The organism is Atopobium deltae (assembly GCF_001552785.1).
GTDB classification, from domain to species: domain Bacteria; phylum Actinomycetota; class Coriobacteriia; order Coriobacteriales; family Atopobiaceae; genus Atopobium; species Atopobium deltae.
In genome coordinates, this window is the sequence record NZ_KQ959507.1 from 140,095 (window position 1) to 158,393 (window position 18,299).

An 18,299-nucleotide genomic window follows, 5' to 3' on the forward strand; every position below is an offset into this window, starting at 1 on the left:
CTACCTTTCTGCTTCGTGCGACCCTTCGTGCTTCTTAGTCCTTGCCTGCGCCAAAAAAGCCTCGATGGGCGCGTCGCCAATGGACTCAAGAGCTGCTTTCGCGGCTGCGGCCTCGGCATGCTTTTTGGAATTGCCGCATCCCGTCCCAACAAGGATGTCGCGCACCCTCACTTCGGCAGTAAAGTTGGGCGTGTGAGCGGGGCCATCTTGAGACACAATTGCATACTCTGGCTTAATATGGAAGCCCTGCAGCGTCAGGATTTGCAGCTGTGATTTTGGATCGATGGCCACTTGCGACAGGTCGGCCGACATATAGGGCGCCAAGCTGCGCACCACAAAAGCATGCGCAATCGCAAAACCTGCGTCTAAATACAGGGCGCCTACAATTGCTTCGTACACATTTTCGAGCGCGGAATGTATGCCACGACCTTCTCCACGACGACGCTCTGAGCTGCCAAAATAAATGCACTGCACAATGCCAAGATCCTGCGCCACGCGAGAAAGCGTCGCACCCGATACCAACGAGATTTTTATACGCGTTAAACCGCCCTCGTCAATATCGGGAAATCGAGAAAACAGGTCGACTGCCACCATGCCACCCAGAATGGAATCACCCAAAAACTCAAGACGCTCATACGAATACGAGCGTCCAACGTATTCGGTTGCGGATGGGTGTGTTAAAGCTCGGCGAATAAGCTCTTTATTTTTAAATTGATAGCCAATGATCTTCTCGGCTTGCGTAATTTGTGCATTCGTTGCTTGTGCCACGCTACTGCACGCTCTCTATGGCATTGACGGCGTCAGCAACGCTTGTAATGCTTGCCAAAGCCTCGTCATCTAAGGTGAGGTCAAACTCTTCCTCAAAAGCGGTGACGAGCTCGAGCTTGTCAAACGAGTCGGCATTGAGATCATCAAACGAGGTCGACATCGAAATGTCATCGGGATCAACCTCGAGCGTTTCGGCTACAAGCTGTATTACTTTTTCGAGAATGGCTTCGCGATCCATCGCTCATCCTTTCGTGTATGTGCGTGTATGTGCGTGTATGTGGACATCTCAATTGTACCTATAAGTATGAGGCACTATACTGGCGCAGGCGACCTAGTGAGGATTCCTAGGAAATATCCTTAGCAATCTTGGCACATAAATCGGTACGAATGCAACGCACAACGGCGAGCGTTCCATTCATAACGGCCTCGGAACTGGTGGCCCCATGGCCAATAAGTACAGGCGCCTTCAAGCCCAACAACACCGCACCGCCGTTCTTATCGCCCGAAAGACTTGTCGCAATGGCTTTAAAGCTCGGCAGCAAAAGGCCTGTACCCAGCTTTGCACGCAGCGAAGCCTCGGTCGAACGCTTCAGGGCATGCATGATGTACTTTGCTGTACCTTCCATCGTTTTGAGCGCAATATTGCCAGTCAGACCATCAGTGACGATAAGATCATAGTCGCCCGTCAAGATATCATTGCCTTCGCAATTACCCACAAACTGGGCATTGCTTGTTGCAAACTGTGCCTGTGCTTCTTGCAGCGCGGCAAAAAAGGCCTGCATTGCCGTCGAGCCCTTCGTGTCCTCGGTACCATTCGAAAGTAGCGCAATGCGAAGGCTTTCCTTATTCAGGGCAGCACGGGCAAAGGCAATGCCCATATGCGCAAATTGAACAATCATGTCGGGGCGCACATCAGCATTGGCGCCCAAATCCAGCATGATGGTTTGATGCCCATCGCGGCCAGGCAAAATGCCAGCAATACAAGGCCGCTTAATGCCACGAATGCGGCCGATCGTAAAGGTGGATGCTGCAAAAATGGCACCCGTTGAGCCTGCCGAGAAGAAGCCGTCGGCTTGACCCTCCTTTACTGCCATGCAACCACGGACAATGCTGGAGTCCTTTTTGTCGCGCACAGCTTGGGCGGGGTGCTCGTCCATCTCGATCACTTCGGTGGTAAAGAGCGCTCGGGTACGCTCGTGGGTTGCGCAAAAATCGGCAATAGCCTCGCGCTCTCCAGCCACAACGACGCACAAGTCCTGATCCTGCGCGAGTGCTCGCTCGATACCTTGCAGGACAACCTCGGGTTTCTCGTCACCACCCATAGCGTCAACACATACTGAAATCATGAAGATCCAATCATTGCAAGCGCGCATTGCATATGTACTCGCTGTACATTTGCAGGTTGCACACGCAAACACATGCCACATACGCAAACATACACGCTGCGTAGCTAGTAAAAAGGAGGCTAGTCCAGCTGTGGACGAGCCTCCTTGCGTCATGCACAAAGTAAGGATTACTCAGTTACGATAACTTCGCGATCCTTATAAAAGCCACAATTAGGGCACACGTGATGCGGAAGCTTAACGGCACCACACTGAGGGCACGTAGAACGTGCTGGCGTGGCGAGCTTACTATTAGCTGAACGGCGAGTGTGCGTAGCGCCGCGGCCTTTTTTCTGTTTGGGTACTGCCATGGTTGCCTCTCTTCAGTCTTACTCTACGAAATATATCGTATTAAATCACAAGTGCAGATAGTACCACATATTGTGGCAAAAACAGCAAAGTTTAGCCGTTTGTAGGTATTCAACACAATTTAACGATTTTACTCGTCAAAATGCAATTTGCCAAGGGCCGAAAAAGGACCTTCTGGTATAGGCTTCGAACGCTCATCCTGGACGATGGGGTCGCCGTTATCGTCGTAGGCGGCGTTGCCAGCGTCAGCGCCATCGGCGTTGGCACCACGCTCGCACTCGCACGAGCCCTCATTCAGATTGGCGCCGCAACGCGAACACAGACCAAGACAGTCATCGTCGCACAACACAATGTAGGGCACTTCCATCACCAAGGCTGACACAATTGCGGGTGCAAGATCGATGGTATTCTCGGCAGAAACAAGCGAGTAGTCGACGTCTTCTTCCTCATCGAGATCGGTCAGATGCTGTTTCTCGGGCTTGTTGAACAAATAATACTCATCTACCTCGCAGGAGAGCTGCAACTGTGCAGGCTCGCAGCAGCGATCGCAGGGGCAGGTAGCATCCGCCTTCACAATGCCCGTCAGCAAAATACCCTCGGCGGTGTTCGTGAGCACCAAGTTGTATGCAATACCATTGTCCAGCACAAACTCATGATCGCCAAGATCAAACTGTGCCTGTGCAAGGCGTCCGTCCAAGGACAGCGTGGCACCAACACCCTCGAGGCGGTCATCAATTTTGAAAATAAACGAATCTAATTGAGTCACAACACACTACCAAGAAACCGTGTTAGATGTGTTGCGAGCGCCAGAATTCTCGTCCAAGGTCTGACGAACACGAGACACCGTGCTGGTCAAAGACTTCAGATTCTCTTCCAGATGCGCCAACACGCTTTCTGCATATTCTTCCGCGTTGTAACGAGTGTCGCGCTCGTACTGCTGCGCCTGATCGCGAATGTCGTCGGCCTGCTGTTGCGCCAAGCGAACAATCTCCTGATCGCCAGCAAGAATCATAGCTTGCTGCTGTGCATCGGCGATAATACCGTCGGCTTGCTGCTGGGCACGAGCGATGAGGTCGGACTCCTCCTTGAGGATACGACGAGCAATTTGGAACTCCTCGGGGAAACGCGCACGGATCTCGTCGAGAATTTCCAGCACTTCACCTGCATCGATAATCTTTTTTTGCCCGCCGCCCGTTAAAGGTGAACGCGCGTCAGATACAAGCCCTTCAAGCTCGTCTACCAAGCTTTCAATTTCCTCACCTGGCTGCATACAAGGTTCTCCTTTCGTGAGGATTGCTAGGATGGCGACGCTTCTTAACGTTTCTTAACGTTTCTTAAAGGAGCGGCCACATCACGGATTCATATACTTCAACAGCAGTATACACTACATTTGCGGATGACTGCGAGCAAAACGCTCATTGTCGGAAGCAAAACCAACAGCGCTTGAAGCTTAATCCTTCCCAAAACGCTCATATAATTTGAGTGCAACGCTGTGCGGTACCAAAAGATGCACATCCGAACCAAACTGTGCGAGCTCGCGCACTACCGACGACGAGATATAACCCACCGCTGGAGACGACATCACAAAAATGCTCTCGATATCGGGAGCCAAGTGCGCATTGAGGTTAGCTTGCTGCAGCTCATACTCAAAATCGGTCGTCGCGCGCAAGCCCTTGACGACTCCCCCAGCACCATGCTCATGGCAAAAATCGACGAGAAGACCGTCGAGTGCGCAGACCTCGACACCAGTGTCGATCGCTTCTTCGCGCAGTGCTTCTCGCAGCATTTCGATACGCTCGTCAAGCGTAAACACCGTACCTGTGCCGTTTTTATGAACCGAAGCAGCCACCGCAACGGTCACGCGTGCAGCCATACGCTTGGTACGACGAATGACGTCCAGATGACCAAAGGTAACTGGATCAAAGGTTCCTGGCACAACCAAGTGTGAAATAATATCCTCGGTCATGGTTTTAGTCATCTGAAGCCTCCTGTGAGATTGTGAGCGCGGAATCGGTAACTGCTGCGGAGTTGGTGCTGGTCGCCTCCTGTAAACCCACGCGAAACAGATCAACGCAGGTCGTGCCATAGCGTTTTGACTTTTGCAGCTCGGCCATACTCAGCGTCAAGCTCGGCGCCTTGCTCGCACATTCATAGACGATAAGAGCGTCGCTTGCAAGAGCTTTCGCTGCATGCAAATCTTCCACCAACTTTTGTACCCACTCAGCTGGCATATCATAGGGCGGATCCAGCAAGACAATATCAAAGGCGGTATGCTTCGTGGCGCCCTGCCGCGCAGCAACACAACGAGTCCCAGCTACAAGCTGTGAAACATAGACCGCAGCGTCAGCGCACACCACGCTATAGCTGCTCGCTGGAGCCTTGACCTTCTTAAGGTTTTTCTTAATAATGCCGCAAACGCTGTGACTACTATCTACAAACGTAGCCTGTTGCGCACCACGTGAAAGAAACTCAATGCCCAGAGCCCCGCTGCCAGCAAAGCAATCGAGCACACACTTTTGCGCAAACGATAAACCACTGGCCGAAAGCACCATTGACGTCAGAGATTCACGCACGCGATCGGTAGTCGGCCGCGTCGTTTCGCGTCCTTGCGGCGCATCCAAACTAAGACCGCTCCACACGCCTCCTATGACTCGCATACACCACCTCTTACTGACATACCTCTCCTCTTTCTTCAAAGTAGGCACCAAAACGGCGGCGTGCCTCCAACGCGAGCGCCTCATGTGCTTCAAGCGTAGGATCGCTGGCGAGAAGATCGCGTGCATCGAGACGTGCTGCAAAAGCAAGATCTTCATCCTGCGCAAGGTCGACATAGCGCAGGGTAACACCACCGCTTTGCTTAAAGCCCAAAATCTCGCCCTCGTGACGCATGCGTAAGTCCATCTCGGATAACTCAAATCCATCAGAGGTAGCTTCAAGTGCGGTAAGGCGCTTGCGTGCAGGTGTCCCCTTTTTGCTTGTCGTCACAAAATATACCTGCCCCGACACACTGCCTCGTCCCACACGACCACGCAGCTGATGCAAGGTGGCCAAACCAAAACGATCGGCATCATAGACAAGAAGCACCGTCGCATTGGGAACATCCACACCAACCTCAATGACAGTAGTGCTCACCAAAATGTCGAGCTCCCCTGCACGAAAAGCCTCCATTACCTGGTCCTTCTCGGCAGCGCTCATACGTCCCGTCAGAAGTCCCACGCGCTTGGTAGCAAAAAGCGTTTCCGAAAACTTGGCATAGATGCTGGTGGCAGCATGCAAATAATTCATGGGTTTATCGGTAGCGGGAGTATCGTCGGCCATATCAAGGCCCTCGTCATCAGACTCATCGATGCGTGGGCAAACTACATAGGCTTGCCGAGAAGCATCGATCGCTTGACGGATCGCATCCAACGCAAGATCGAAATTTTCTTGCGCAAGCACCGTGGTTGTAACGCCAGCACCTGCTACGGGGCGCTTTTTGATGCGCGATACGTCCATGTCTCCGTACAAGGATAGCGCAAGGGTGCGCGGAATGGGTGTCGCGGTCATGCACAAGCAGTCAGCCGTTAGGCCCGCCATCGCACTTTTTGCACGCAAAGCGCTGCGCTGATCGACACCAAAACGATGCTGCTCATCGATAATAACCAGCGATAATGTCTTAAACACAACGTCATCCGAAAGCAGTGCCGTGGTACCAAACACAACAGAAATAGCTCCTGAAGCAAGCCCTTCAAGAATGCGATAACGCTCCTCAGGCACGGTTGTGCTGACCAAACAAGCCCAGCTAATGTGTGCTTTTGTGAGCAGTGGTCCAATTTTTGTTGCATATTGCTGTGCTAACACCGCCGTTGGTGCCATGATGGCTGCTTGGGTGTGGGTATCGGCCACGCAGGACACAGCCACAGTAGCAACCGCGGTTTTGCCCGTGCCAACATCGCCCAAGAGCAATCGATTCATGGGGCGCGATGAGGCCATATCAGCAAGAATGTCGTGCACTGCTTGCTGCTGCCCATCGCTTAAAGCAAAGGGTAGCACTGCGAGAGTCGCCTGCTGGTAAGCTCCGTTAATCGTGTGTGTGCAAACCGTACCCACAGACGTGCTCAACGCCTGGCGCGCCGCAAGGGTGATTTGTAAACACAAAAGCTCATCGTAGGCAAAACGCCTGCGCGCGGACGGCGCTGTAGCCATATACTGCGGAAAATGTATTTCTCGAAATGCTCGCGCCAAACTCATAAGCGAGTGCTCCACGCGCAAATGCGCAGGCAGATAATCAAACACATCGCCATAATCGGCCAAGGCAGCCGAGACAATCCGTCGCATCCAAGCGACGCTTATCCCCTCGCTGACGTGATGCACAGGCAAGATGCGCGAATAATTCGCTGCGCTTTCGTCTGACGATAAGACCTCGTAAAATGGGCTTTTAATCTGCTTAAAGCCGTAAGCAAAACTTACCGTACCCGACAGCGCAATGCGGTCGCCTTTTTTAATTTGCTCAGCAACCCACGGCTGCTTAAAAAAGACCGCCATCACAATGCCCGTCTCGTCAAGAACCGAGACTTCGACGATCGATAAAAACGACGAACGTGCACGCCGAATGCGCTTCGCGGTGACCTTATCGACCGTACCAACGATGGTAACGGTCATCCCCAGGTCGGCATACGCAATGGGTACAGTATGCGAAAAATCAAGATAGCGATACGGAATGGCGCACAAAACGTCGCGTATAGTGTGCAAACCCAGATGCTCCAGCGCTGCCTGGCGCGCGCCCGAAACATAACGCAGACGCGACAGTGCCTCATCAAGCGCCAAGGTGGAAGCCATGCGATCGGAAACATCCGAAATGGCGGGTAGGTCTACAGACACGCCGTCCGTAGCAGGCAGGCCATCTTCGGACTGGCTTTCCGCTGGTAGTTGGTTCGGAGGGGACGCGGGCTTCTCGGCAGCCTTTGTCGACAGCGGATCCGTGGAATGTGGAGAATGCTGGGCAGACACAGCCGACGCTTATTCTATCGAGAAGATCACAGGATACAGCGGCTGTTCACCACGTTGTGCATCGAGCTCCAAGTCGGGTTGCGCAGCCTCAATAGCCGAGCACAAATCAGCAAATGCCTCGTCAGAAAGGTCACTACCAGCAAGAATGGTGAGCGTGTCGCCCTCTTGCTGCCCCTGCATGCGATTGATGATTTCGACGCAGACGCTCTTGACATCGCTGCCGACCGCTTCGATGACGCCCGATACAATACCGATAATATCGCCCTCGTGAATCGGGGTACCATCAGCGGCAGCAGAATTGCGCACAGCGGTGGTTACTTCACCATCGCGCACCTCGCTTAAGGCTTCGGTCATGGCGTCGACATTCTCGTCCAAATCTAAGGTCTCGTCCATGGCAAACATAGCGGCAAAAGCCTGGGGCACCGTTTTGGTGGGAACAACAGCGACGCTGTGCTCAGCAAACGCACCTGTTGCAGCCTCGGCGGTCATGCGGATGTTGGAGTTGTTGGGCAGCACGATGACCTTATCGGCATTCGCTTTTTTAATTGCTGCAATGATGTCAGCAGTACTAGGGTTCATCGTTTGTCCGCCCGAGACGACAACGTCAACGCCGAGCGACTTTAAGATGTCAGCTTCACCAGAGCCTGCAGCAACGGCCACGAAGCCGAGCTCTTTGTGCGGAAGGGGTGCTTCGGTGTCGACAGCGGATGTTGCAGCGTTGGCGGACGCGACGATGGCGCTACCAGTAGCCCCGTTTGTAGACGCAGCAGCGCCGGCCTTATCGGCAGCAATTTTTTCGGTACGCTCTTGCGCCTCGAGGTCCATGTTGTGAATGAACACGTTGAAGACCTGACCATACTGCAGCATATACTTCAAAATCTGGTCGGGTGTATTGGAGTGCACGTGCACCTTGTAGGTCGGATGCTCGCCTACGATGAGCTCGCAGTCGCCCATCGTCGATAAAAACTTGAGTGCAGCAGCCTTATCGAAGGAATTGTCAGCATCGGTGGCATCGTTTGCCTGGAATAAAAATTCATTGCAGTAACGAAACTCCGAGCCCTCCCAATCATCGTTGAGCTCGATGTCGACCTGTTCGTTGACGCGCGCTTTGGCATCCTCATCGGGCAGCGCAACGGTCGTAACAAAATCTTGTGTCGTGGTAGTGCCAAGTGCCTCGTTCACGAAAGCTTCCATAAAGGTGGCAAAACCGTAAGCGCCTGAGTCTACGACGCCATTCTCTTTAAGCACGGGAAGCAGATCGGGGGTTCGAGCGACCGATTCGTATGCCTCAATCACGAGTGCCGTGAGTGTTTCTTTGGTCGAAAGCTTCTGAGACGCGCACTTGTTTGCTTTGGTAGCAACGTCGCGAAGCACCGTCAGAATCGTGCCCTCGACGGGCTTACGCACCGCTTGAAATGCAACTTTTTGACCAAGCGCAAAAGCGTGTGCAATCTCGGCAGCATTGGGCTTCTCGTCCTTTACGTCGATAAGACCTTCGGCCACGCCACGCAAAATCTGCGAGGTAATGACACCCGAATTTCCGCGGGCGCCCATGAGCGAGCCATGGGTGATGGCCTTTGCCACGTCACGCATATCGGCATCAGCGGGCAGCGCTTTGAGCTCAGCCACAACGGTTGCCAGCGTCAACGACATATTGGTGCCTGTGTCACCGTCAGGCACGGGAAAGACGTTGAGCTTGTTAATCTCTTCGGCTTTTTGAGCGACGACGTCGGCGGCGACGCAAAAACATTTTCTCACGACAGTAGAAATCATCTGTTGGATCCTCGGTTCTTGTATATGGGTTCAAGCAGGTGCACAACAAAACAGGTGTTTAATAATTGTCTTGTGCTGGTAGCTGGTACAGGCAGCAAGCGCGGGTAGCTCGTGCGGCCAACTGGCGCAGGCGATTAGTGCGCATAACTAGTGCGTGCGTATTCCTTCCACATGCACGGTTACAACAACACTATCAATCTCGGCAATTTTTTTGATGAGAAAAACAACGTTATCCCGAAGATTATTGGATACCGTTGTGATGTTTACGCCTTCCTCAACAATGACGTGCATATCTATATGCAGTTTTCCATCTTGTGATGCAACATCAATGCCTTTGCGCAAACGGTTGTGCGGAAGCAGGCGCGCAACCCCCTCGTTTGCATCAAGGCAAGCCATACCGACAACACCGTATGCCTCAAGTGCAGCATAACCAGCAAGGTCGGAAATACAATCATTCGAAACCCTCAAGGTACCGGGTAGACGCATCGTCATGCCCTCTCCTCTCGATAAAACCTTCGTGCTCATATAAGTTCATGTAAGCTTATGTAAGTATAGACCACTCATAGTTCTTACTCACACGCAAGAACACACCTCAACAAGTCAAACATACGAGCTTCTCACTATTTTACCGAGTCCACTATGAAACGTACACATCCTGAGATGTACTTTTTGCAAAAACGCTTTTATGTGCTACTATAATTCAGTTTTGTGTCACTGCGTGTGTCTTATCACACTCAAAAGGTGTCTTTGCACACTCAAATGGAGGTAATAACCATGTCGAAGGTTTGTGAAGTATGCGGTAAGCACACCGTTGCTGGTCGCTCTATTAGCCACTCCCACCGCACCGTTAACCGTAAATTTAAAGCAAATATTCAATCCGTGAATGTTGTCACTGATGGTCATCGTCAGAAGAAAAACGTCTGCACCACCTGCCTTAAATCTGCTAAGGTTGCTCGTTCATAACCTACCTGAGTAATTGATACGATTTACCTCGCAGAGAACCCTGCAGGACATGCAAACATGCAGTATGTGCAAACTGCAACCTATGCAAACGCATTTCTCTAGTTTCTTTAAATAAGCTCTTGTAAAGAACAAACAATAAAGCCTCCCGCGCGATTTCGTTCGGGAGGCTTTTTCGTGCATTCTGACAAATACTACATTAGGACAAAATTATGACAAAAGTTCTTTAACGAGAATTTCGTTGACGTACGCTGACGTAGTAACACCCTTTTTTTCTTGCTTCACTGGCAATTTTTACTTTAAGAACTTGAGGGACCTTTACCGACAGCGTCTCGAGGTGGCTGGTTGGGGTTGGCATGGTATAACTTGGTTTTTGATCTCCTGTCCATTCGGAAGGAATGACGTCCTTACCTAAATCGTCACACCATTCCTCAATTGTCTTCTCATTAGCTATCTCATTTATCTCCTGAGCCTCATATATGAATCTATTGATAGACGGTATCATTACGCAACTTGAAGAATTACCGTGTATTTCCACGCTTTTACTTCATGTAGCGTCAACAAACAGCTTCCTCAGAAGGCTAGGTTTTCGCAGAGAAATAGGCCTTCCACAGAAAAGCGGACCTTTCCTAAGGTGTGCCATCTAGCAGAAAGTGACTACATTTCTTCATGATGCAAACGCCATGCCTGATCTTGGAAAAAGCGGACCATGATAATGGTCGCTTTCCAGCTAAGCATGCCCAATACCACAAAGACAGCGCCAAACACAAGGCCAATAAACAACGCAGGAAGCCCTGTTATCTCCTCATGCATAAACACCATAATGCGTGCATTTTCGAGCACTGACAGATACACAAACCCTCGCAGAAATCCCAAAAATCCAGCTAACACACTAATTCCTGCCGATAAATACATCGAAAACGAAAGTATTGCCGTGGTGGGAATAAGAGCCATCCATGAAATCGCCGCTGCAGAATAAAAGCTCACAAGCATCAAAAGGCGTTTAAACGAGAAGCCCTTGTGCTCGACAACATTTGTACCAAGGTACTGCATCGCCAGCAGCCTGGGTGACCCCATCTCGGCAATGATATCCTGCGGCTTTTGGCCGTGCCTCAGACGCTCATAAAACGAGCTCTTAAGCTCACTAAAAATATCCGTTTTTTCCGAAACTGGCATATGACGCAAATAATGATCAACCTCAGCTAAGTAGTTTTCTAGCTGTTGGTCGAGTTTCTCGTCAGCTCCACCGACACCAACGTTTGTGTCATCAAAGTGTGTATTCATATCACTCAATCCCTCTGTATGCTCCAAAATATGCAAAAAAGCTGCGCATATCCCGCACTCGCAGCGTATGGTCGCCGAGCGCGTCATAACACGATTCGAAATACCACGATCCAACAACACAGGTAGATGTAGGTTATCGACGTTCCATTCGAAACCAGATTCACTCACATAGGTATTCTCGGCAAGCGCGACCGCCGAAAACGTATGGCTTTGCGCAGCCTCATCCAAGGCCCAAGCCGCACGACCTGTGGGCGATAAGATCCTGCACTCATAAGCGTCATCGAACAAGATAGGACAAAGATGTGCATAGTGCGCCAACACGCCGAAGACACTCAAAAAATGATCGGCTCTGCCCGCTGACGCACAACAAACTGACAGATCAATGGTGGTGTTTGTAAAACGCTGTTCCACAAAATCACAAGCAAGACCAAGGTCAGTGTAATCCTTTTTTGGCGAGAAGAGCGCGAACTCGACAGGCTTGCCTTCAACATGCTGCCCCTCAACAGGATCCCCCTCAACAGCCGCGGAATTGCGGGCGGATTCGACGGATTTATCGACTTCGTCGGACTTGTCGCGAAGCCACTGATAGGCAGCAGATGACACCGTATCGGCATCCCCCACAAAAGCATCGGGGATCTGGTGGATATCCATAAGCCTGTCGGCACCACGGTCAACAGCGACCACAAAGTCAGCCTTCGCCACCAGTCGGCGCAAAAGAACGGGCGAACAAGAATCGGGCGAGCCTGCTACCAGTAAAATGCGTGACGTCGAGGCTTGTGATGCGGACTTCGCGGTAGAGAACTGATGATTGTCGGGTTTGTCTGACTTGCACATGACTACTCGATGGGTTTCTCGGCAGGAGCAGCAGTAGGATCGGGAAGATTTTGGATCGTGGCAAGTGAGAGATCTTCAAAAATGTGCGTCAACAAGGTCGAATACGGAAGCATGGCATCTAGGTTGCGTGCGTCGTGATCGTTGTGCACACAAACCGTGGGAAAACCCGAGGCCGCGGCGGTCATCAACCCAAAAGGCGCGTCCTCAAACACCCAGGTGCTCGCGCGATTGGTCTCCAGCTTTTCGAGAGCATACAAATAAATGTCGGGCTCTTGCTTATTGAAATCCTTCTCTTCTGCGCTAATGATGTCGATAAAATACTGCATCATGTCAAGACGCTCGAGACACAGGCGCACCTCGGCCGCCGAGGTGGAAGTAGCAATAATCATGGGAATGTTTGCGTCGGCAAGCTGTTGCAAAAAAGCCTTGGAGCGCGGCCACGGCTGAATCGTGGTGGAGTAAGCCTTACGAATGCGATGGGTAAGATCACAGAAGAGCTCCTCTTCGGAAGCGGCGATGGAAAGCTCTTCTTTAAGCGAACGGATTTCGTCGGGCAGGCTCATGGCCTCGCAACGTTTGAGCGCGGCGGCGACCTGCTTGTCGTAAGCGCGGCCGTGAGCAGCTAAAAGCTCGGGAAACACGCTCCACCACATCGACATCGAGTCGACAATCGTACCGTCACAATCAAAAATTGCTCCTGTAATCGTCATAGCTCATCCCTTTCGAAACATCGTCGCTTGTTTTGTTGCCTTATGGCGCTCATCGTACGCGCCTCGTCGTTGGCGAGAAGATCATCGCTTGCGAGAAGATCGCCACACCGCAACGCGTGTTGTCCATCGCGGGGCGGTATGGTGTTCGTTGCGTATCTGTATAGTATCAAAGTATGTTGTAATCGTTTGATTGCGTACTATCTGTACACTATTTGGGTACAGTAGTAGGTGCTGTTGGCATAAGGCGCTGCTCGCGAGCAAAAACCTGGTGGGCGCGTGGTGATCCACAGTAAATTATCGTTCGCTGGGATTTGAAAGGCTTTTAGTATGGCTCGCTATGATTACAGTTGCTCTTCTTGTGATATTACGTTTGAAGTGGAGCATCCTATGACTGCGCGGCCTGACATACACTGCCCCCAGTGCGGACGAGAAGCCCAACGCGTGTTTAGCGCTAACGGCATTAAATTTGAAGGATCGGGTTTTTATAACACCGACCAACGTCATACCACCACAAAAAGCTCTAAAAAAGCCAGCTCAAAGGCCCCCAAGCTCGAGCGCTAGTAACACGGTGCACGAGCGCTAAAGCACGACGAACACGAGTAGTACGGCGGATGCTAGACTACGGCGCAGCGCAAGCCAACGCATCAAGCTTTAAAAAATGGAGTCGTGCAGACCAGGCTCCGAAATAGCCGAGCCGATCGTTCCTGCTCGATACACCTTGGTAATGTACGACGTAGTATTATCGATAGAACTTACCAGTATCGAATGTGTTTGGATGGAACCGTCGGGATTGTGACGAACTCCCTTAAGCATGCTTCCATCCGTAATTCCCGTTGCAACAAAATGAATATCGTTGGTGCGAACCATTTCGTCCATGCTAATGGCCTGATCAACATCAAAATCGCAGGCCGCAGCCACGGCTTCGCGCTCCCTCGCTTCCGTAAAGTGAAAGCGTGCTTGGAAAAATCCTCCGAGTGCCTTAAGGCCCGCGCACGCTAGCACGCCTTCGGGGCCGCCACCCTCGCCAAGCATGAGATCAGCGCCCGTATTGGGAATGGCACAAGCCAACGCGGCTTGTACGTCTCCGTCGTAGACCAACTTTACGCGCGCACCAAGTGAGCGAACGTGTTCGATAAGATTGGCGTGACGAGGCCTATCCAAAATGCAAACCATGACATCTTTAATGGGCTTGTGCAGGGCGCGCGCAACAGCAGCAATATTCTCTTCAGGCGTTTGATCGATATCGACCGTTTCGGGAGGAACCGCTGGTCCGCATGCGATTTTTGCCATGCGCTTGACGGGTGCATTGAGCAGCGTTGCCCGCGGTGCAAATACGATTGCCGAGATGGCATTGCGCTGGTTGTTAGCAACGAGGTTTGTTCCTTCTATTGGATCAACCACGATGTCGAGTGAGTCTCCCCCGCGCCCGAGTGTTTCGCCCGCGACTAAAATGTCGGGATCTTTTTTGTCGGCAGCGGGCGCGAGAACAACGTCGCCAGTTGACGCGACGGCAGCATTGTCATTTGACGGAGCAGCAGGGCTGGTTAGCGGGCGCTGGCCAATAACCACATGACCCGACATGCTCATATCGCCCAGACCTTGTCGCACCTTTTTCATAGCGGCGCTATTCGCCGCGACCTTATCGGCACGCCCTGCCCAGAGGGATGCTTCGATGGCCGTAGCTTCACACACACGCAAAAAATTGGAGATAAGACTTTGTCGCACGGCAGACTCCTTTAACACAGCTCATTATGCAGTGACGTCGACGTGTGGTGATGCCGACGCACGCTGACGCCGACACACAGTAACGTCGAATTTAAGCTCGAGTTCAAGCGTATCGCATTATGCGGCGGTTAGCGCACTCTCACAAAACGAGCGCAGAAGTGTCCGTCGAACGAGCCTGATTGAGGGTATGAACGGAAAAATAGCTCATGCTGGATGCAGTCACTCAGCGTTTGTGCTGCTGCGGGATGCTGCTCGGCAAGCACCCGAAAAGCGTTCGAATCCGCCACTGGTGCCAACTCAAAATATTTGCCTTGTTCTGTCTGCAAAAATGCCTCGACAACCTGCTCGTTTTCTTGCTGCAACACCGAACAGGTTGAATACATCAAGTGGCCACCGGGAGCCACTTTAGTTGCCGCCGCACGCAACAGCGCCAACTGCAGTGCTGGCAACGACTCAGGATTGGTTGCATCAAGATCCTCGGGCTCTAGTTTCCACATAATTTCGGGATGACGGCGCAGCGTCCCTGTACCCGAACAGGGCGCATCTACAAACACGAGGTCAAAGTCACGCTGCAACGCCTCAGGAAGCTGCGAGGAGGGCGCACCAAGCAAACGTCCATCGTAGGTAACACAGCTGAGGTACGTTTCTGGCGAGAAGACTGGCGAAGCGGGCATGAATGCGCTGTTATCTGCACCAGGTTGCGCGACGTTGCCTGCATCGGATTTCGCGCGGTTATCTGCACCTATGCCCAAACGCTTTTGAGCGAGCTTTGTCTTTGAAGCATGCGTGTCAACGCCGCAAATAGAGGCAGGTCCACCAAGCTGGCAGGCAACGTCTTCAAGTAGCAATGTTTTAGTAGCTCTACCCTGCCCAATTTCGAGTACATAACTATGCGCAAAAGGACTGGTAATCCAGCAAATCATGCGCGCCGCCAAATCACTCACCACGAGCGTTGAGTTTGCTACAAACGCAGAGTTCAGAAGCGCGGGCACATCATACACGCGGTAGACGCCAGGCAAAACTGCCTCACCTAGACTCGAAAACAATGCCGTGAGTGCGGCGGTTGTTTGTGATGAAGATTTCAAAACATTAGCCGACACCCACACGGGGGCCGCTTCATCAAGGCAGGCTAAGAGCTGACAAACTCGATGAAAACCTACCGAATGATAAAGCTCTCGCACCAGCCATTGCGGAGCGCCTGAAGCAAGGCTCAATGTGGCGAGAAGATCGTCCGAAAGCTCGGCGGGCATCTGGGCAGCGCTGGAGATTTCGGGCTCGGCTGGCCTCTCGGCAGTAGAGGGATTTTCGACAACGGCGGGCTTCTCGGCAGCCCAGGACATAAGGTGTGTTCGGGCCTCTGTTACGCGCGGGGCATCAATGTCGGCTATTTTTCGCAACACTGCATTCGCCATGCCGCAGGCGTACGCGCCGACGCTGCGCACCAGCTCAACCCCTTGATTGATCGCGGCGGGAGCGGGTGTATCCATATAGCAAAGCTCGTAGGCAGCAATGCGCAAAGCATCGCGCAGCTGCGCTTTGAGGCGAGAAGGTTTTGCAAGATGAGACGCGAGTAATTCGTCAAGCTGGCCTGTGGTTATGATGACTCCCAAGACAAGGCGTAGCACAAACGCCTTGTCACGCGAGGAAAGCTTTTGCACCTGTGAATCACTGCGGATAATATCGCGCGCGTAGCCGTCTCGGCGGCGAATTTCACGAAGGAGGCCAAGTGCTATGTGGCGGGCCTGCGTGGCGCGGGACTTTTGATGCGGGCGGGACGCCTGAGGACTTTTTTGCTGCGCGCGGGCGTGAGGCCGGCACTGTGATGAGGATGTTACAGTTTTTCCCACGAGCTGTTCCTGTCACGCATGCCAGCTGCCCATGCTTTTGCAGACATGGTCTTTTTGCCATCAGGACGAAGCTCCAAGATTTCAAAGGCACCTCGCACACAACCCAAAAAGACGCGGCCCGTATCGATAAAAACCTCACCTGAATGACCTGCAACAACGCCTGCGGCATACATACCTGCGGACGACGATAAATCGCCCTCATCAACAGCGCGTGCAGCAAATACGCGCAGGGATTTGCCTGCGATGCATACACGCGCGGGAGCCGCATCAGTGGATGCTTGCACACGCAGGCTATTCTCGACAGCTGCTACCGTGGGATCCAAAAGCATTTCGGCTTTTTTGATTTTATGGGCATAGGTTACCTGTGTTGAATCTTGCTCAGTCCATTGCACGCAGCCAGCTTCGATGTCATCAAGCGCCTTGAGAAGCGCGTCAGCTCCGAGCTCAGCGACACGCTGCGTTAACTCGTCTGCCGAAGAAGTACCAATAGCCAGTTCCTTTTGCAGGCAAAACGGACCAGCATCCAGCTCAGAAACCACGCGCATGATCGAGACACCCGCACGGGTATCGCCAGCAAGGATGGCACGTTGCAAGGGAGCGGCACCTCGCCAGCGCGGCAACAGTGACGCATGCACATTGATGCAGCACAAACGTGGGAGCTCCAACACTTCGTCAGGAATAATGGCACCATACGCAGCAACGACAATAATGTCGGGAGCAGCCTCGTGGATCTGGTCGATCACATCGCGCGGCACCTTGGAGGTTTCGAGCACGGGAAGACCATGCTCCTGCGCACAGAGCTTGACTGGCGACGGCTCACGATGCTTACCACGCGAACGAACGGCATCGGGGCGCGTAACAACAAGAACGACCTCGTGTTTTGGTGACACGTGGTCGGTCGCAGCCGCCGCAGATGCTGCCGCAGTGTGGTCGGCCGCAGACGTCGCTGCCTCGTGCTTTGAATTGTGCTTTTCACCACGCAGTCCAAGCAGCACCTCACAAGAAGGAACCGCAAACTGCGGAGTGCCCATAAATACTATGCGCATGCGTTAGCCTCGTTAGTATCGTACGTTTACGATTGCTGGTCTTCTCGGCACGTTAAAACTTAGTAGTCAACGTCACCAGGTCGTGCGCCATTAGCGCAGGCGATCTTGTACTTTTGCAGGGCGGCAGCGCGCTCGGCGGTCGGCAGATGGTCGACAATGGTTATGCCATGCAAGTGGTCAATCTCGTGCTGCAAGCAGGTTGCAAGCAGGTTGCCCTCGGCCTCGTACTCAATGAGTTCGCCATCAAGATTAAGCGCATGCACAATCACGTGAGAAGGGCGCTCGAAGTGTGCGCTAATGCCAGGCCACGAAAGGCAGCCCTCAGTGTACGGCGACGGATCGCCGTCAGCCACAATGAGCTTGGGGTTGATCAACACGTAAGGATTTTTCTTGCCAATGCCATTGCGGCCGATGCCATAATCCACATCGATAACGACCAACTGAAGATTCAGGCCAATTTGCGGTGCGGCCAAGCCACAGCCCTCGGCGGCATACATATCGACCAGCATGCGCTCCGCAGTCTTTTTAATCGTATCGTCAATGTGCTCGATCGGAGCAGACTCGCGCTTCAAGCAGGGATTGGGCGAGGTAACAATTTCGTCAATGGGGGACATATTCCATCTCCTTTATAGCATCTTTACGGCGTTTTACGCTGTCTTTGCGGCAGACCAT

The 18,299-nt window shown here is 52.5% G+C and carries 19 protein-coding genes; 2 read left to right on the forward strand and 17 right to left on the reverse strand.

Annotated features, from left to right (window positions below; genetic code table 11):
- The 11 genes from rnc to HMPREF3192_RS04940 form a co-directional block, all read right to left on the reverse strand.
- Positions 1-768: a ribonuclease III gene (gene rnc / locus HMPREF3192_RS04895; protein WP_066305946.1), complete on the reverse strand. Its 768-nt coding sequence runs from the start codon at positions 766-768 to the stop codon at positions 1-3.
- A gap of 1 nt (position 769) precedes the next feature.
- A complete protein-coding gene (locus HMPREF3192_RS04900) occupies positions 770-1,006 on the reverse strand; it encodes an acyl carrier protein (protein WP_066305948.1) in 237 nt (78 codons plus the stop codon).
- 106 nt (positions 1,007-1,112) lie between these two features.
- Positions 1,113-2,114 (reverse strand): phosphate acyltransferase PlsX, encoded by a 1,002-nt coding sequence (gene plsX / locus HMPREF3192_RS04905; protein WP_066305950.1) that lies wholly within the window; start codon positions 2,112-2,114, stop codon positions 1,113-1,115.
- Positions 2,115-2,281: 167 nt separating this feature from the next.
- On the reverse strand, positions 2,282-2,461 hold the full coding sequence (rpmF, locus tag HMPREF3192_RS06650) for a 50S ribosomal protein L32 (RefSeq protein WP_082715657.1): 180 nt from the start codon (positions 2,459-2,461) through the stop codon (positions 2,282-2,284).
- Between the two features lie 128 nt (positions 2,462-2,589).
- A complete protein-coding gene (locus HMPREF3192_RS04910) occupies positions 2,590-3,225 on the reverse strand; it encodes a YceD family protein (protein ID WP_066305951.1) in 636 nt (211 codons plus the stop codon).
- A gap of 6 nt (positions 3,226-3,231) precedes the next feature.
- Positions 3,232-3,729 carry an ATP synthase subunit B family protein gene (locus HMPREF3192_RS04915; protein ID WP_066305955.1) on the reverse strand — a complete coding sequence of 166 codons (498 nt, stop codon included), beginning with the start codon at positions 3,727-3,729 and terminating at the stop codon, positions 3,232-3,234.
- A 180-nt stretch (positions 3,730-3,909) separates the two neighbouring features.
- On the reverse strand, positions 3,910-4,437 hold the full coding sequence (gene coaD, locus HMPREF3192_RS04920; RefSeq protein WP_231723367.1) for a pantetheine-phosphate adenylyltransferase: 528 nt from the start codon (positions 4,435-4,437) through the stop codon (positions 3,910-3,912).
- On the reverse strand, positions 4,430-5,116 hold the full coding sequence (gene rsmD / locus HMPREF3192_RS04925) for a 16S rRNA (guanine(966)-N(2))-methyltransferase RsmD (RefSeq protein WP_082715658.1): 687 nt from the start codon (positions 5,114-5,116) through the stop codon (positions 4,430-4,432). Before rsmD ends, coaD begins: the two co-directional genes overlap by 8 nt.
- A gap of 10 nt (positions 5,117-5,126) precedes the next feature.
- The gene (locus HMPREF3192_RS04930) at positions 5,127-7,448 is read right to left on the reverse strand and encodes an ATP-dependent DNA helicase RecG (RefSeq protein WP_331696506.1); all 2,322 of its coding nucleotides are present in this window, start codon (positions 7,446-7,448) and stop codon (positions 5,127-5,129) included.
- Positions 7,449-7,457: 9 nt separating this feature from the next.
- Positions 7,458-9,221 (reverse strand): DAK2 domain-containing protein, encoded by a 1,764-nt coding sequence (locus HMPREF3192_RS04935; protein WP_066305957.1) that lies wholly within the window; start codon positions 9,219-9,221, stop codon positions 7,458-7,460.
- Positions 9,222-9,368: 147 nt separating this feature from the next.
- Positions 9,369-9,713, reverse strand: a complete 345-nt coding sequence (locus tag HMPREF3192_RS04940; protein WP_066305959.1) for an Asp23/Gls24 family envelope stress response protein — start codon at positions 9,711-9,713, stop codon at positions 9,369-9,371.
- A 282-nt stretch (positions 9,714-9,995) separates the two neighbouring features.
- Here HMPREF3192_RS04940 and rpmB point away from each other — a divergent pair, with 282 nt between their 5' ends.
- Positions 9,996-10,184, forward strand: a complete 189-nt coding sequence (rpmB, locus tag HMPREF3192_RS04945; RefSeq protein WP_066305965.1) for a 50S ribosomal protein L28 — start codon at positions 9,996-9,998, stop codon at positions 10,182-10,184.
- Between the two features lie 654 nt (positions 10,185-10,838).
- On the opposite strand, the gene HMPREF3192_RS04955 is transcribed toward rpmB, so the two are convergent.
- Both HMPREF3192_RS04955 and HMPREF3192_RS04960 read right to left on the reverse strand, forming a co-directional pair.
- Entirely contained in the window at positions 10,839-12,299 is a 1,461-nt protein-coding gene (locus HMPREF3192_RS04955) for an HAAS signaling domain-containing protein (RefSeq protein ID WP_066305974.1), read from the reverse strand.
- A gap of 2 nt (positions 12,300-12,301) precedes the next feature.
- Complete coding sequence (locus HMPREF3192_RS04960) at positions 12,302-13,009, reverse strand: HAD family hydrolase (RefSeq protein ID WP_066305976.1); 708 nt, start codon at positions 13,007-13,009, stop codon at positions 12,302-12,304.
- A 327-nt stretch (positions 13,010-13,336) separates the two neighbouring features.
- On the opposite strand from HMPREF3192_RS04960, the gene HMPREF3192_RS04965 reads away from it, so the two are divergent.
- On the forward strand, positions 13,337-13,570 hold the full coding sequence (locus tag HMPREF3192_RS04965) for an FmdB family zinc ribbon protein (RefSeq protein WP_066305984.1): 234 nt from the start codon (positions 13,337-13,339) through the stop codon (positions 13,568-13,570).
- 90 nt (positions 13,571-13,660) lie between these two features.
- Here the strand turns inward: HMPREF3192_RS04965 and HMPREF3192_RS04970 are convergent, their stop codons facing one another.
- The 4 genes from HMPREF3192_RS04970 to def form a co-directional block, all read right to left on the reverse strand.
- Positions 13,661-14,734, reverse strand: a complete 1,074-nt coding sequence (locus HMPREF3192_RS04970; protein WP_066305987.1) for a fructose-bisphosphatase class II family protein — start codon at positions 14,732-14,734, stop codon at positions 13,661-13,663.
- 128 nt (positions 14,735-14,862) lie between these two features.
- A complete protein-coding gene (locus HMPREF3192_RS04975; protein ID WP_066305990.1) occupies positions 14,863-16,581 on the reverse strand; it encodes a transcription antitermination factor NusB in 1,719 nt (572 codons plus the stop codon).
- Positions 16,566-17,627 (reverse strand): methionyl-tRNA formyltransferase, encoded by a 1,062-nt coding sequence (gene fmt / locus HMPREF3192_RS04980; RefSeq protein ID WP_066305992.1) that lies wholly within the window; start codon positions 17,625-17,627, stop codon positions 16,566-16,568. Before fmt ends, HMPREF3192_RS04975 begins: the two co-directional genes overlap by 16 nt.
- Before the next feature lie 59 nt (positions 17,628-17,686).
- Entirely contained in the window at positions 17,687-18,241 is a 555-nt protein-coding gene (gene def / locus HMPREF3192_RS04985) for a peptide deformylase (RefSeq protein WP_066305994.1), read from the reverse strand.
- Between the last annotated feature and the right edge of the window lie 58 nt (positions 18,242-18,299).

Bases quoted from the DNA above. Each gene is read 5' to 3' on its own strand.
- HMPREF3192_RS04900 (WP_066305948.1), bottom strand. From the start codon at position 1,006: ATGGATCGCGAAGCCATTCTCGAAAAAGTAATACAGCTTGTAGCCGAA.
- plsX (WP_066305950.1), bottom strand. From the start codon at position 2,114: ATGATTTCAGTATGTGTTGACGCTATGGGTGGTGACGAGAAACCCGAG.
- rpmF (WP_082715657.1), bottom strand. From the start codon at position 2,461: ATGGCAGTACCCAAACAGAAAAAAGGCCGCGGCGCTACGCACACTCGC.
- HMPREF3192_RS04915 (WP_066305955.1), bottom strand. From the start codon at position 3,729: ATGCAGCCAGGTGAGGAAATTGAAAGCTTGGTAGACGAGCTTGAAGGG.
- coaD (WP_231723367.1), bottom strand. From the start codon at position 4,437: ATGACTAAAACCATGACCGAGGATATTATTTCACACTTGGTTGTGCCA.
- rsmD (WP_082715658.1), bottom strand. From the start codon at position 5,116: ATGCGAGTCATAGGAGGCGTGTGGAGCGGTCTTAGTTTGGATGCGCCG.
- HMPREF3192_RS04935 (WP_066305957.1), bottom strand. From the start codon at position 9,221: ATGATTTCTACTGTCGTGAGAAAATGTTTTTGCGTCGCCGCCGACGTC.
- HMPREF3192_RS04940 (WP_066305959.1), bottom strand. From the start codon at position 9,713: ATGACGATGCGTCTACCCGGTACCTTGAGGGTTTCGAATGATTGTATT.
- rpmB (WP_066305965.1), top strand. From the start codon at position 9,996: ATGTCGAAGGTTTGTGAAGTATGCGGTAAGCACACCGTTGCTGGTCGC.
- HMPREF3192_RS04955 (WP_066305974.1), bottom strand. From the start codon at position 12,299: ATGTGCAAGTCAGACAAACCCGACAATCATCAGTTCTCTACCGCGAAG.
- HMPREF3192_RS04960 (WP_066305976.1), bottom strand. From the start codon at position 13,009: ATGACGATTACAGGAGCAATTTTTGATTGTGACGGTACGATTGTCGAC.
- HMPREF3192_RS04965 (WP_066305984.1), top strand. From the start codon at position 13,337: ATGGCTCGCTATGATTACAGTTGCTCTTCTTGTGATATTACGTTTGAA.
- fmt (WP_066305992.1), bottom strand. From the start codon at position 17,627: ATGCGCATAGTATTTATGGGCACTCCGCAGTTTGCGGTTCCTTCTTGT.
- def (WP_066305994.1), bottom strand. From the start codon at position 18,241: ATGTCCCCCATTGACGAAATTGTTACCTCGCCCAATCCCTGCTTGAAG.